This window comes from Gilliamella sp. W8128 (assembly GCF_016100545.1).
GTDB classification, from domain to species: Bacteria; Pseudomonadota; Gammaproteobacteria; order Enterobacterales; family Orbaceae; genus Gilliamella; species Gilliamella apis.
The window spans coordinates 1-15,082 of record NZ_JACFSE010000012.1 but is presented as its reverse complement, the minus strand read 5'-3'; the positions used below and the strand labels follow the sequence as shown (position 1 = coordinate 15,082).

Below are 15,082 nucleotides of genomic sequence, written 5' to 3'. Positions count from 1 at the left end.
AGCCTAAAGCTCAAATATAATGGGTTTTAGGCGAACCAATTTATGTTGAATGACTTATAACAACAAAAATATTTAAAGTTCGGAAGATAGGGAGCATCATTGAAAATCCGCATCGCAACAAGAAAAAGTCCCTTAGCCCTTTGGCAAGCTAACTTTGTTAAACAACAATTAATGACAATCCACCAAAATTTAACCGTTGAACTAATCCCAATGGTAACTAAGGGTGATGTACTATTGGATAGTCCGCTATCGAAAATCGGCGGTAAAGGATTATTTGTCAAACAATTAGAACAAGCCATAATAGATAATGAAGCTGATATTGCCGTTCATTCTATTAAGGACATTCCAGCTCAATTTCCTACAGGATTAACGCTTGCCACAATCTGTCAACGTGATGATGTTCGTGATGCATTTATATCAAATCAATATCAATGTTTAGATGATTTACCTGATGGAGCTATCATTGGCACCTCAAGTTTAAGACGTCAATGTCAATTACGGGCTAAATATCCACATTTAATCATCAAAGATTTACGTGGTAATGTTGGTACCCGTTTAGCCAAATTGGATAACCAAGAATATGATGGCATCATTCTAGCTGCTGTCGGTTTAAAACGACTAGGGTTACAAGAACGAATCAAGCAATACATTGATACTGACTTAATTTTACCTGCGGTAGGCCAAGGTGCCATTGGTATCGAAACTCGAATTAATGATGAAACAATTTTGCAATTACTTGCGCCACTTGATGATAAACATAGCCGAATATGTATACAAGCTGAAAGAGCAATGAATCAGGCATTACAAGGCGGTTGCCAAGTGCCTATTGCCTGTCAAAGTCTTTTAACTAACAATTTATTAACCTTAACTGGTTTAGTTGGCAGTCTAGATGGTTCAACAATTATTAAAGTTAGCGTAACAGGAGCAGCCATAGAAGCCGAGAGTTTAGGCGAAAAATTGGCAGCAAAATTATTAGCTAAAGGCGCTGATAAAATATTAGCGGAACTAATTAACTAATGATTTATATTACTCGCCCTTCCCCCGAAGGGGATAATTTAACTCTATTATTAAATCAAGCCAATATACCAGCAAAACATCTACCTTTTTTTAATATCTTAGCTGGTCAAGATCTGGGGTATTTACAGCAACAATTGGATAACCTCAATTTAGGTGATATGGTTATTATTGTTTCACCACAAGTCACTTATATGATTGAACAACATCTACCTAATCTCAGGTTACCTAATCACCTTCGCTATTTTGCCATTGGCAAAAAATCTGCCGAATTATTTAGTCAACAAAATAGCGTTCATGTTGATTACCCAAATGAAGAAAATAGTGCTGGATTATTATCATTATTAAATCAACAATCCATAAGTGGTCATAATGCGTTAATTCTTTGTGGGGATAATGGCGGTCAACAATTATCTCAGCAGCTAAAGTTACAAACAGTTAATGTGAAAACAATTGCATGTTATACTCGTCAAACTATTACTTATAAGCCAAACATATTAGCCGAAAATATTACCCAACAAATCATATTAATTACGAGTGTTGATCACCTATTACAACTGGATATTTACTGCCAAAATAAACATAAACGTGATGCTCAACTAATCGTAACCAGTGAGAGAATTTTTGCAAAAGCTAAACAGTTAAATTGGCAAAAAGTTTTAAAAATTGTTAGTGCAAATAATCAATTTTTATTTAAAACAATGATAACTCTATGTCATAATGCCAAAAATATTTAAAAAATCTAAATGAGGTTAATTTATGTCAACAAAATATTATGGTGCCAATGCAACACTTTCCAACATCAGCACCACTTCATTTAGTCAACCGCCAATACCTAATGCAAACAAAGAAGCGAAAACGACGATGAACGTAGATAAAAAAGAACCAATCAAAAAAACTTCTAGTCCAAAAATCGAACAACCAACCAATTCATCGGTTACCAATTCATCGGTTAATAGTAGTAAATCCCACGCACCTGTATCAAAACTGTCAATACTTGCCATAGCATTAACAGTTTGCTTAAGTGGATTTGTTTATTTCCAAGGATATAAACAAATTGAAAATCAAAAACGAAAGATTTCCACCTTACAAACAGAGGTTGCAAACTTAAAGCAAAATACTAAAGCTAGCATAATTAATGATTTGCAAACTAATATTAATGATGCCGTCAATCAACAAAACCAACAGTTTACATCTCTATCACAGCGTGTTGATCGCCAATTAAATGAAAACCAAAAAATTCAACAACAATTAACCATACAAATTAATGATGCAACAAAGTTAAACGAACAAAATTTGAATACGATTAATGAACGTTTATCTGCCCTATCCACACTTGATAATAATGTTTGGTTAATCTCACAGGCTAACTATTTAGTCCATCTTGCGGGTAGAAAAATTTGGAATGACCAAGATTATACCAGTGCCCGTTTATTATTGAAAAGTGCTGATGAAAGTTTGGCCAAAACCAATGATCCAAGTCTATTAACCGCAAGACAAGCCATTAGCAAAGATATTAATGCCTTATCACAAATCAGTTTTATTGATGAAGATGGGATTATTATTAAGCTATTAGGTTTATCTGAATCATTAACCGACTTACCTTTAGTCGGTAATTATAAAGAAGCTGCACAGGCAGTTAACCAAAATGAAATTAAAACCGCAAATGAGGTTTCAACAAATAATAAACCGTCATCGAACTTAGCTGAAAATGATCAAGTTAGCTCATCAATAGATGATTGGTCAGATAATTTACTTGTCAATGCCGAAAAATTTATGGACAAATTTATCAAAATTGAAAAACTAGACGCAAAAGATAACCATTTTGCCACTTGTCTCGATAAGGCAGGTAATGATGAAAAGCAAATTGTCAGATGCCAGATTTTAAAAACACCTTTAAGTTTAGAACAGACTCTGTATCTTCGTGAAAATATTCGTTTCCGGTTATTAATTGCGGCGCAGGCAGTACCAAGGCATCAAGAACTGATATATCAACGTGCTTTACATGATGCTTCGACTTGGATTAATGCTTATTTCGATGGTAATGCATCAGCGGTTAAATTGTTCTTAAATGATCTTGATAGTTTACAAAAACAATCGATTAGTAATCAAAACATCCCCGATAAACTCGACAGCATTATTGAACTTGAAAAATTAATGCAAACTCGAGTCAAATCAGCATTAGGTAAATAGGAGAATAATAATGTTAAAAATACTCATTATTTTCTTAGTATTAGTCGGTGGATTTTTTCTTGGCCCTATTCTTGAAGGCAATCAAGGTTCAGCGATATTTGAGATTGCTAAATATAGAATAAGTATGTCTTTTAACTCATTTGTCATACTACAATTGTTGGGATTGCTTGTTCTGTATTTAGTTTATGAAATAGGTAAAAAAATCTTTAACTCAAAAACTGCTTTTGGTGAATGGTTAAGATTAAAATCACCGAAGAAATCAATTAAACGTGTTGAACAAGCACAATTTTACCTTTTACAAGGTGATTATCAACAAGCCGCTAAACTATTTATGAAAAGTGCCAAAGGTGCAAAAAGCTCTACTTTATCTTATTTACTTGCAGCTCAAGCACAAATTGATGCAGACCAATTAATCGCCGCCAATCAATCTTTAGCCGAAGCGGCAAAATGTTGCCAACCAAAAGAGTTATTTGCTTTTCAACTGGTACAAATTCGTCTACAACTCAAAAATCATGAATACAGTGCAGCTAAAATCACAATTGAAAAATTATTAAACGAAAAACCGCGTAATGTTGAAATATTGAGATTAGCCGATCAACTCTATTATGAAACGGAAGATTATCAATCCGTTATTGATTTATTACCAATCATGTATAAAACTAAAGCTTATCCAGACTCTCAACTTGATCAGTTTAGACAAGCAGCCTATATTGGCCGTATCAAACAATTATCAACCAATAGTGATCCACTTGCTTTGATAAAATGGTGGAAACAACAACCAAAAGTTATTGTTAATAACCTAGCCAACCAAAAAGCAATGGCCAACTATTTAAATCAATTAGGCCAAACAGCCGAAGCGGAAAAGTTGAATAAAAGTATTCTAAAATTACAACAAAAAGAAAGAACCTAAAAAATATTAAATAGTAAACAGGGCAATTGCCCTGTTTTTGTTTGAATAGACAATCTGTTTAGATAATAAAATAGCGAATTAATGCCATACTACTCATTCCAGCAATAACCACCCACATCAAGTTGCGAGTCAAAACAGCAACACCAATAGTTGGCAGCGCAGCTAAGCAATATTCAAAATTAAAACTAGGAAATTCGCCTTGTTTAACTATAAAAAGATTCTCGACAAACAGTGCGGTTAAAATACAAATAGGTACATAGGATAAAAAACGAATTACCACTTCAGGCAATTGCAATTTTCTGACTAATAAGAAAGGGATAACCCGAGGTAACCAAGTTACCAAACCACTACCCAAAATGATTAATAAACTATAAATACTCATGCTTTACGCTCCACAATAATCCCCATAAAGCAACCGGCAAAAGTACTAAATAATATCGCCATCTCGGATGAGACAAAACGTAATAAAAAAATCAATATTACACTGACTGTCAAAATTACAATAACACGATTTAAAAGTGTTTTAGATTTATCAGCTGTTAGCTGTAAATAAAGTAAACCAATAAACATCGCCACTAAAGCATAATCTAATCCAAATTGTGCTGGATTGGGTAACCATTCACCAATCAATGCCCCAACTAAACATGATAGAATCCAAGCAGCATAAGCGGTTACATTTAGGCCATGCATCCAGGCTGGATTTACGGGTTGTTTATTAGCAATAGCATTCATGGCTACCGCAAAACTTTCATCAGTTAATAGACTACCAATACCAATATTATTCAATAATGAGAAACGACGAAATGCCGGCGCAGTCGCCATACTCATCAAAAAATGCCGCGAATTAACTAAAAACACCGTGAAAATAACCGCAGATATTGGCGTTGCTACCATCATTAAACCGGTGATGATAAATTGTGATGCGCCCGCATAAATAATAATTGCCATGAGAGTCACTTCTAATACCGATAAGTTAGACGCTTTACCCACAACACCAGCGGCAATTCCTATTCCAATATAACCCAATAAAGTTGGAATACACGCTTGTACACCATCTTTAAATGTTAAAGACATTTTCCTTTCCTTAATGACATAAACTGCTATCTAATATATTTAATAATTGTAATAATGTTGATTCAATTTCACTGCCGTATTATTCGTTATATGATTGATCGCTAATAATAAAATCTATATATAACAATAAGCCACATACAATAAGCAAATTTTGCTATAATAGCGCCTATCGACTGTTTGTGACAATAAAAATCACTCATTATCTTATTAAAAAACGGTAATATTATTTATGTATACGGGTACTTTATTCATTATCTCAGCGCCAAGTGGTGCTGGTAAATCAAGTCTTATTCGTGCCTATCTAGCACAAAAAAACCACCATCCAGCAAAAGTTTCAATTTCTCATACGACAAGAAAACCAAGACCTGGTGAACAACAAGGTGAACATTACTATTTTGTTGATAATCAAGAATTTGAATCATTAATTAAACAGAACGCTTTCGTCGAATATGCCCATGTATTCGATCACTATTATGGAACATCTAAAGCCGAAATTGAGCAATCTCTATTGCAAGGTATTAATGTTTTTTTAGATATTGACTGGCAAGGTGCCGAACAAGTTAGACAACAAATGCCTGAATCAAAAAGTATTTTTATCTTACCGCCATCACTCAAAGAACTTGAAAATCGACTCATCAAACGTGGTCAAGATGATGCTCAGGTGATCAGCAAAAGAATGCATAAAGCTCAATCTGAAATTTCACATTACAATGAATATGATTATGTGATTATCAATGATGATTTTGATGAATCATTAACTGCATTAAATGCCATTATGACTAGTGCTAGTCTTGAACAAAGCAAACAAGCCATAGCCCATCACCAACTATTAACCGATCTATTGGCGGCGAAATATTAACTAAATTTTAATAACCAATATCGCCGATCACTCGGCGATAGTAAAAATTAAAATAACTGAATTAATTACCTAATGCTTTAGTCGCTTGGCTATTTTGAATTAACTCTATTTTATAACCATCGGGATCTTCAATAAAAGCAATAATCGTTTTACCACCTTTAACTGGACCTGCTTCACGGGTAACTCGACCACCAGCTTGACGAACATCCTCACACATTTTAGCAACATCATCAACACCAATAGCAATATGACCAAAAGCAGTACCGTGATCATATTTTTCAGTTCCCCAATTATAAGTTAATTCAATTACTGAACTGGTTGATTCATCACCATAACCGACAAAAGCCAGTGAATATTGATATTCCGGGTTTTCACTGGTTCGAAGTAGTGTCATTCCCATAACTCGAGTATAGAAATCAATTGATCGTTTTAAATCCCCGACTCGGATCATTGTATGTAATATACGCATTACTATATAGTTCCTTATTTCTATTAAAACATTTAGTTTGAGTTTAGCGATTTGTGATTAGACAGGCAAATTTTTATGTCGACAAAATAATCAATTAGCTGATGAGGATAAAATAGCAAATAAGATAATTAAAATAGAAAAAAGCTTTCACTGATAACAAGTATAAGTGAAAGCAAATTCAGATAAAACTAACAAGATTTGAATGATAGATTTGAAATAGATCAGATATTATTTACCACTATATCTTGGTGCGGCATTAATACGTTGACCATTAGTAATTAATTTAACATTTTGACCAGCATAAAACTGTTTAACATCACCTTTTTGAACGATAACAAAGTTAGAACCATTTTCTGGTTTAATTTCTAACTCAACTGCATCAGCTTGACTAGATTTGTTTTCAATCGCATCGCCTAAAATCGCACCACCAATAGCACCTGTTGCTGCGGCTAAGATTTGACCAGTACCATTACCTATTGTATTACCTAAAACGCCACCAATTACCGCGCCACCTAAAGGACCAGCAACATTTCCACCGTCTTTACCATTTGAATTTGCTTGAATCTTAACTGCCCTTACCGATACAACTGTACCATAACTTACTTGTTGGACTTGTTTTGCTTGGTCTGCTGTATAAACATCGCCAGAATAGATATCACTATTACTACATCCAGATAAAATTGCTGCTAGAATAGTTAATGTGACGATTTTTTTCATAATTTATTCCTCATATAATTTGAGTATATTTTTATACCTTGTTTAGAATAATATTCTTTTTGAAAAACAACAATATCATTTTCATTATTTTATCATTAGATAATACAATTTTTGGCTAACTTGAGTTATACTCAGCTCAATTGTTAATCTACCATACAATAAGTACATGAAACGGTTATTTTTTCCTTTACTATTATCAGTTATGATAACGGCCTGTCATGATGAAAATCAGCAAACGACGATAAAAAATGAAACCGTCACACATCAATCTAAACCAGATTGTTTACAAGACAGACCAACTAAAAGTTTAAATTTTGACACCATTCCAGTTAATGGTTGTCCAGTACAATAATTTAATAGGCAAAGTAACAGAATGAAAACTATCGAAATCGACGAAGAACTTTATCAATTTATTGCAGGTCAAACTAAACATATTGGTGAAGATGCATCAAGTATTTTGCGACGTTTATTAAACTTTAACCAACCTGAAATGACTAAAGCTGATCCTATATTAGCCAAAGAAAATCATTACCCAATTTTTAATGATCTCCTTACTAGCGACACTTTCTCAAATGAAAAATCGATCATAAGCCGTTTTTTATTACTACTTGGCGCGCTATATAACTACAACCCGGCACTATTTTCAATTGCAGCAACGTCACTACATGGCAGTAAACGGCAATACTTAGCTAAAGACAAACAATCCTTAGAAACTTCGGGAAAAAACACTAAGCCAAGAGAAATTGTTGGTACCCCATATTGGGTAATTAGTAATACGAATACAGCGCGAAAACTATATATTATTGAATCGATTATGAGTGACATGGGTATTTCAGAAAGCATGATTAATCAAGTTATCCATGCCTTTTTACCGTAAACTAGATAGTAATTCACTAACATAATGATTATAAAAGTGAATATTAAAATAAAGTTATGAAAGAGGAGTAAAAAATGGCTAAGTCAAGCCGTGCGGGATTATTAGCTCAACCATCTGACCTAATTAATATCCAAACATTACAAAATAACTATTATCAAATTCAACCAGATGTTGATAATGCTAGCCAATTAGTTATTTTTGGTACATCAGGTCATCGTGGCAGCTCAAATAAAGCGACCTTCAACGAAGCACACATATTAGCAATTGCCCAAGCGGTAGCCGAGTATCGCAAAACAAACAATATCACTGGACCATGTTTTATTGGTCAAGATACTCATGCTTTATCTGAACTTGCATTAAAATCAGTGCTTGAAGTCTTTGTGGCTAATGAACAAACCGTGGTTATAGCACAAAATTGGGGGTACACACCAACACCAGTAATATCGCATGCGATATTGACTTATAATCAGGATAAACAATCTCAATTAGCTGATGGTATTGTAATTACCCCTTCACATAATCCACCTGAAGATGGCGGTATAAAATACAATCCAACTAATGGTGGTCCTGCCGATACTGATATTACCAAACAAATCGAAAACCGTGCTAATGAACTGCTAAGAAACAACCTTAATGGTGTTAAACGTGTCAGCTTAGAAAAAGCGCTAAAATCAGACTTCGTACATACTAAAGAATATGAAACTGATTATGTCAACGATCTTGAAAATATTTTAGATCTATCATTAATCAAGTCATCATCGCTAAAAATTGGAGTTGATCCACTTGGTGGTGCATGTATTACCTATTGGCCTCGTATTGCTGAAAAGTACGGCATAAACCTTGAAATCGTCAATAATAAAATTGATCCAACATTTAGCTTTATGCATCTTGATCATGATCAAGTGATCCGTATGGACTGTTCAAGTCGCTGGGCGATGGCCGGTTTATTAAACCTTAAAGATAAATTTGATTTAGCTTTTGGTAACGATACTGATGCTGACCGTCACGGCATTGTCACACCGAAAGGATTAATGAATCCAAATGCTTACCTTTCAACTTGCGTAAACTATTTATTTCAAAATCGTCCACAGTGGCATCAAGATATCGCTATTGGTAAAACGCTAGTCACTAGCTCAATGATCGACCGTGTAGCTAATAGCTTAAACAAAAAATATCTTGAATATCCTGTCGGTTTTAAATGGTATGCTGATGGACTTTATCACGGTAAACTAGGTTTTGCTGGTGAAGAAAGCGCTGGCGGATCATTCTTAAGAACTAATGGTAAAGTTTGGGCAACGGATAAAGATGGTATCATCTTATGCCTATTAGCGGCTGAAATGACAGCAAAAACTGGCAAAAACCCACAAGAGCAATACCAAGCGCTTGAAGCTAAATTTGGTGTTTCTTATTATGGCCGAATTCAAGCGCCTGCATCATTTACTGAAAAACAAAAATTAGCCAAACTCGATGCCAGCCAATTAACTACAAATAAACTAGCCGGTGAGGAAATTACCCAATGCCTAACTACTGCACCAGCGAATAACGCACCAATCGGTGGTTTAAAAGTTATCACGCAAAACGGTTGGTTTGCCGCTCGTCCGTCTGGTACAGAAGATGCCTATAAAATTTATGCGGAAAGCTTTATAAGTAACGAGCATTTAGCAACCTTACAACAAGAAGCTCAGCAAATAGTGGCTAAAGCGATAAAATAAAAAAGTAGATTAAACAATTAATCTATTGAATATAAAACCAGATGAATAATGCTCTAACTCATAGCACAATCATCTGGTTTTTCTTTCCCCAAAAACCCCGTTCCTCAAAATTTTTGGTTACTAGTTGATTTTATAACTAGCGTTAGCGATTTATTGGCGGGATTTTAGGCTTTAAAAACCCCGTTCCTCAATTTTTTTTGGTTGTTTGAGTTTCGGACGTTTGTTGTTTTGCGGTTGTTTCTATACGGTGATTACGTCCGAGTTAAGAGGGTTGGCGCCAACCCTCTTTACAATCTCCCGCGGCGACTACGCAAGTGGTCACTGCGTGACTGCCTGCCGCCTTCGTTCGCTTTTAACGCTCCTTGCCAAACATCCCTGTTTGCCATGCTAACCTCACTCAGTTGTCAGCACATTGCGAATGTCGCACTACAAAATCGTTTTTATCGCCGACTTCGTCAACGTCAACACCATTGCCTTGGCAAGGCAATGATTGTTTGATGTCCTAATGTTATTTTTCTTATCCTCTGCTTTAATACCTAAGAACTAAGAAATAATAGCTAAGGATAGACACAGAGTCCGCTGCCCCTTTCTTGATTATCTCCTTGAACTCTAATACTACCTCTAAGCGTGCCAACCAGCAAAAAACTACTACCCACCCTATCTTGCGTCCAATAGATACATCCTGGGCAGAAGTCGACACCACGGTCTCTGTAATAAGGCAGAGACCCCCATTCCGAGAGAAATCCTCCACCAATGTGACGACGGGTAGTATTATCAGGTGACGAAGGCGTTGCCGTTAATGCATTTATTTCACTTTCATAACCTCGACAATAATAAGCAGGAGCTTCAGGCCGCGGTTCCCCCTTACAACTCGCATTAGTTAAATCCTTGACCTTTGGAACACGGTATCCTCCAATCTTATTACACCAAGATTCCGTATTAGAATAGGTTTTATAATAACCACGACTAACAAACCACTGCTTTAACACAAATCCATATTTGACCACCGCATTACCCCTACTATCACGACCGACTAACTCAAATGTCTGCGGTAAAGATGGTCTACCGATTCTACCTGGATTATCTGAGTACCCTTGCGATTCTGTAGCAACAGGACCCGTTAGGGTGACTACAACTCTGTCACTTTCTGAATAGGCCATCGTCGCCGTAATACCACCACGAGAAACCGGCGCCCAAGATAAGGCCTGACTAACACCACCAATATATAACCAAAAAAGCAAATTATTAGCACCAGTAGTCGGGAAGTTTAAACCATAAGACGATGGCGTAAATGACTGTGGTATAAAACCATACCTATAATTCCAAAAGCCCCAAACGGCAGCAGAAAGACCAAGCGAAAACCTACTGTTATCGTTAACGTTGTTATAAGGTCTTACTAAACAAATCGCTGGCGCTGCCTTAGGTTTAATATAATAAGTGGCATTATCTGCACTAAAACGACTTTCATTAGGTACTCCATAACGTGTTGTTAATCTACCTTCACTATTCGATAAGGTTAATTTATATGGTGCTTTATTGTTATTACAACTAGTCAGCACTTCATTACGGGCAACAGGATTATTGTCTTTATCAACAATAGATAATTTTAAACTACCGGTAGCGGTGATACCATCAATCCCCTGACCATCGCCATCATCATCACCCCAATAATTATACGGTGTGCCAATAAGTGAACTTAATGCAATAGAATCAGTATCCCATGGTACTAACATACCAATATCATTAAAACTCTGACCAGCAACCGGTAACTCGATAGGATTTCTATAACTCGAATTATTGGTTGTGGGAGTAAACGTTCTACCATCAGAAAGGGATATCCCGAGTAGCGCTTCGGTATTTGTTACCCGGGTTCGACCACCATCAAAGGTTAAATAAGGTGCTGAGCCATAAATAATATTGGTCGTTTTTGTGGTTAATGCATAATTAGCAAAAGAGATAGACTGTAATACAACCATGGTTAATACCAAAACCATCGGCCGAGATAAAAAAACTAAACCAAGAAATTTTGAAAAATTTTGCCGGAATTGCGGAAAGAATAAACTGTGGTTAAATAATAAACGATGTGAGCTTAACTTTAGAAAGGTGAAATTATAGGTTGGGCAGGTTGTGTGTTGTGTGTTGTGTGTTGAAAATTATAATCCATATCAGATGTCCTTGTCAATCCAATTTTATGATTTATTTAAAATTTTAAGCCTAATGGCATAAAATTTATCCATTCGTATAAATATGCTATAAAAGTATAGTGATTGCAAAAAACCATGCAACTTTTTTTGATGATTTAATTGTTAACTTTTGTAAAGGTGAATGTAATATTACCTCTTCATTACTCGCTTAAAACCTATTTCGAAGAAACTTTAGGGGGATTTTTAGGCTTCAAAAACCCCGTTCCTCAAAATTTTTTGGTTACTAGTTGATTTTATAACTAACGTTAGCGATTTATTGGATGGATTTTAGGCTTTAAAAACCCCTCTCCTCAAAATTTTTGGTTGTTTAAGTTTCGGACGTTTTGTTGTTTGGTGGTTATTTCTATACGGCGATTACGTCCGAGTTAAGAGGGTTGGCGCGAACCCTCTTTACAATCTCCCGCGGCGACCACGCAAGTGGTCACGATGTGACTGCCTTCCGCCTTCGTTCGGTCTTAACGCACCGGCTGTGATTTGTTCCTGACAAAACACAGCCTTGCCAAACATCCCTGTTTGCCATGCTAACCTCTCTCAGTTGTCAGCACGTTGCGGATGTCGCTAAATTAAATACACCAAACTTATTTGCCAAAATAAACGTTTATTATTGGAACTAGCTGATGTTATAACTAACGTTAGCGATTTATTGGCGGGATTTTAGGCTTTAAAAACCCCGTTCCTCAAAATTTTTTGGTTGTTTGAGTTTCGGACGTTTTGTTGTTTGGTGGCTAATTCTATACGGTGATTACGTCCGAGTTAAGAGGGTTGGCGCGAACCCTCTTTACAATCTCCCGCGGCGACCACGCAAGTGGTCATAATGTGACTGCCTTCCGTCTTCGTTCGCTCTTAACGCACCGGCTGTGATTTGTTCCTGACAAAGCACCGCCTTGGCAAACATCCCTGTTTGCCATGCTAACCTCACGCAGTTGTCAGCACGTTGCGAATGTCGCGCCACAAAATCGTTTTTTATCGCCCTAATGTTATTTTTCTTATCCTCAGCTTCAATACCTAAGAACTAAGAAATAATAGCTAAGGATAGACACAGACTCCGAAGAGTTTGGTATTCTCTACTGCTATGGTAGGGTAGGAATACATAGTACCCCAATCCGAGTGAACATAAAAAGAATATTGGTTGTTATTCGTCTTATCACTCGCCCAATAGCTAACGAAGTAGAAGTTAGTATCAAGGTAATAGAGCATACTCCCCCATTCCGTGAAAAATCCGGCACCAATGTAACGACTGAAAAACACATCAGGTGACGAAGGTGTTGCCTCTACTAGATCGTTACAAGCGTCTTCTGTATTATTTCCCCGACAAAACGCATTAGTTAAATCCTTGACATTTGGGACACGGTATCCTCCAATCTTATTACACCAAGATGATAGACTAGAAAGGTTACTTGTATAATCACCACGATTAGCAAACCACTGCTTTAACTCAAATCCATATTTGACCACCGCATTACCCCTACTATCACGACCGACCAACTCAAATACCTGAGGTAAAGATAGTCTGTCGATTCTATCTGGATTTTCTGATTCCCATTGATTAGGGTCTGTAACGGCAGGACCTGTTAGGGTGACTCGAACTTCGTTACTTGCTGAATAGGTCATCGTCGCCGTAATACCACCATGAGAAACCGGTGCCCAAGATAAGGCCTGAGCATTACTACCCCCAATAATTAAATCAAAATATAACTTATTAGCTCCAGTAGTCGGGAAGTTTGAACCATAAGACGACGGCGTAACTGACTGTATTAGAAAACCCTTATCAAGGTTCCATATATTAACAGGACCAGGAGTGTTATGTGAAACGTTGTGCAAGCTAGGTTTAGCAAAACAAATCACCGGCGCTGCCTTAGGATTAATATAATAAGTGGCATTACCTTCCGTAAAACGACTTTCATTAGGTACCCCATAACGTGTTTTTAATGTACCTTCATCATTAGATAAGGTTAATTTATATGGCGCTTTACAAATAGTCGGCACTTCATTACGGGCAACAGAATTATTGTCGTTATCAACAATAGTTAATTTTAAACTACCGGTAGCGGTGACACCATTAACTCCCTCACCATCGCCATCATCATCCCCCCAATAATTATAAGGTGTGCCAATAAGTGAACTTAATGCAATAGAATTAGTATCCGTTGGTACTAACATACCAATATCCGCAAAACTCTGACCCTCAACAGGTAACTCGATAGGATTGTCACTTGAATCATTGGTTGTGGGAGTAAATGTTCTACCATCAGAAAGGGATATCCTTAGTAGCGATTCGGTATTTGTTACCCGGGTACGACCACCATCAAAGGTTAAATAAGGTGCTGAGCCATAAATGATATTGGTCGTTGTAGTGGTTAATGCATAATTAGAAAAAGAGATAGACTGTAAAACAACCACGGTTAATATGAAAACCATCGGCCGAGATAAAAAGGCTAAACCAAGAAATTTTGAAAAATTTTGCTGAATTTGTTGGAAAAATAAACTGCGGTTAAATAATAAACGATGCGAGCTTAACTTTACTAACGTTAAATTATAGGTTGGGCAGGTTTGGTGTTTGGTGTTTGGTGTTTAAAATTATAATACATATTCGACATTCCTGTCAATTAAATTAATGATTAATTTACAATTTTGCACCTATTGGCGCAAAATTTATCCATTTATATAAATATAGTACAAAAATTATAGTGATTGCAAAAAACCATGCAACTTTTTTTGATGGTTTTATTGTTAACTTTTGTAAAGGTGAATGTAATATTACCTCTTCATTACTCGCTTAAAACCTATTTCGAAGAAACTTTAGGGGGATTTTTGGGCTTTAAAAACCCCGTTCCTCAAATTTTTTGGGTTGCTAGTTGATTTTATAACTAACGTTAGCGATTTATTGGATGGATTTTGGGCTTTAAAAACCCCGTTCCTCAAATTTTTTGGGTTGTTTGTGTTTCGGACGTTTTGTTGTTTGGTGGTTATTTCTATACGGTGAATACGTCCGAGTTAAGAGGGTTGGCGCCAACCCTCTTTACAATCTCCCGCGGGACCACGCAAGTGGTCAC

General features: G+C 36.2%; 14 protein-coding genes. 8 read left to right on the top strand and 6 right to left on the bottom strand.

What is annotated here, in order from left to right; all coding sequences use genetic code 11:
• Positions 1 to 99: 99 nt before the first annotated feature.
• From hemC to H3U97_RS10965, 4 genes are read left to right on the top strand one after another with little or no spacing between them, the layout of a single operon-like run.
• A complete protein-coding gene (hemC, locus tag H3U97_RS10980; protein WP_198198963.1) occupies positions 100 to 1,017 on the top strand; it encodes a hydroxymethylbilane synthase in 918 nt (305 codons plus the stop codon).
• Entirely contained in the window at positions 1,017 to 1,751 is a 735-nt protein-coding gene (locus H3U97_RS10975) for a uroporphyrinogen-III synthase (protein WP_198198962.1), read from the top strand. The genes hemC and H3U97_RS10975 overlap by 1 nt, the downstream gene beginning before the upstream one ends.
• A gap of 22 nt (positions 1,752 to 1,773) precedes the next feature.
• A complete protein-coding gene (locus H3U97_RS10970; protein ID WP_198198961.1) occupies positions 1,774 to 3,207 on the top strand; it encodes a uroporphyrinogen-III C-methyltransferase in 1,434 nt (477 codons plus the stop codon).
• A 10-nt stretch (positions 3,208 to 3,217) separates the two neighbouring features.
• A complete protein-coding gene (locus tag H3U97_RS10965; RefSeq protein ID WP_086361926.1) occupies positions 3,218 to 4,117 on the top strand; it encodes a heme biosynthesis HemY N-terminal domain-containing protein in 900 nt (299 codons plus the stop codon).
• A 58-nt stretch (positions 4,118 to 4,175) separates the two neighbouring features.
• Here H3U97_RS10965 and H3U97_RS10960 read toward each other — a convergent pair whose 3' ends face one another.
• Positions 4,176 to 4,499 carry an AzlD domain-containing protein gene (locus H3U97_RS10960; protein WP_034903355.1) on the bottom strand — a complete coding sequence of 108 codons (324 nt, stop codon included), beginning with the start codon at positions 4,497 to 4,499 and terminating at the stop codon, positions 4,176 to 4,178.
• Positions 4,496 to 5,191 (bottom strand): AzlC family ABC transporter permease, encoded by a 696-nt coding sequence (locus tag H3U97_RS10955; RefSeq protein ID WP_086361928.1) that lies wholly within the window; start codon positions 5,189 to 5,191, stop codon positions 4,496 to 4,498. The genes H3U97_RS10960 and H3U97_RS10955 overlap by 4 nt, the downstream gene beginning before the upstream one ends.
• Before the next feature lie 229 nt (positions 5,192 to 5,420).
• Here H3U97_RS10955 and gmk point away from each other — a divergent pair, with 229 nt between their 5' ends.
• Complete coding sequence (gene gmk, locus H3U97_RS10950) at positions 5,421 to 6,050, top strand: guanylate kinase (protein WP_034903349.1); 630 nt, start codon at positions 5,421 to 5,423, stop codon at positions 6,048 to 6,050.
• 61 nt (positions 6,051 to 6,111) lie between these two features.
• Here the strand turns inward: gmk and gloA are convergent, their stop codons facing one another.
• Positions 6,112 to 6,519: a lactoylglutathione lyase gene (gene gloA, locus H3U97_RS10945; RefSeq protein ID WP_034903346.1), complete on the bottom strand. Its 408-nt coding sequence runs from the start codon at positions 6,517 to 6,519 to the stop codon at positions 6,112 to 6,114.
• Between the two features lie 228 nt (positions 6,520 to 6,747).
• Positions 6,748 to 7,236, bottom strand: a complete 489-nt coding sequence (locus tag H3U97_RS10940) for a glycine zipper 2TM domain-containing protein (protein ID WP_207463560.1) — start codon at positions 7,234 to 7,236, stop codon at positions 6,748 to 6,750.
• Between the two features lie 166 nt (positions 7,237 to 7,402).
• Between H3U97_RS10940 and H3U97_RS10935 the strand changes: the two genes are divergently transcribed.
• The 3 genes from H3U97_RS10935 (at position 7,403) to pgm (ending at position 9,825) form a co-directional block, all read left to right on the top strand.
• Positions 7,403 to 7,588, top strand: a complete 186-nt coding sequence (locus H3U97_RS10935; RefSeq protein ID WP_034903340.1) for a hypothetical protein — start codon at positions 7,403 to 7,405, stop codon at positions 7,586 to 7,588.
• 21 nt (positions 7,589 to 7,609) lie between these two features.
• Positions 7,610 to 8,113: a hypothetical protein gene (locus tag H3U97_RS10930; protein WP_065578977.1), complete on the top strand. Its 504-nt coding sequence runs from the start codon at positions 7,610 to 7,612 to the stop codon at positions 8,111 to 8,113.
• Positions 8,114 to 8,187: 74 nt separating this feature from the next.
• Entirely contained in the window at positions 8,188 to 9,825 is a 1,638-nt protein-coding gene (gene pgm, locus H3U97_RS10925; protein WP_198198960.1) for a phosphoglucomutase (alpha-D-glucose-1,6-bisphosphate-dependent), read from the top strand.
• 557 nt (positions 9,826 to 10,382) lie between these two features.
• Here the strand turns inward: pgm and H3U97_RS10920 are convergent.
• Both H3U97_RS10920 and H3U97_RS10915 read right to left on the bottom strand, forming a co-directional pair.
• Positions 10,383 to 11,819: a hypothetical protein gene (locus H3U97_RS10920; protein ID WP_198198959.1), complete on the bottom strand. Its 1,437-nt coding sequence runs from the start codon at positions 11,817 to 11,819 to the stop codon at positions 10,383 to 10,385.
• Between the two features lie 1,236 nt (positions 11,820 to 13,055).
• A complete protein-coding gene (locus H3U97_RS10915; protein WP_086364717.1) occupies positions 13,056 to 14,447 on the bottom strand; it encodes a hypothetical protein in 1,392 nt (463 codons plus the stop codon).
• Positions 14,448 to 15,082 lie beyond the last annotated feature (635 nt).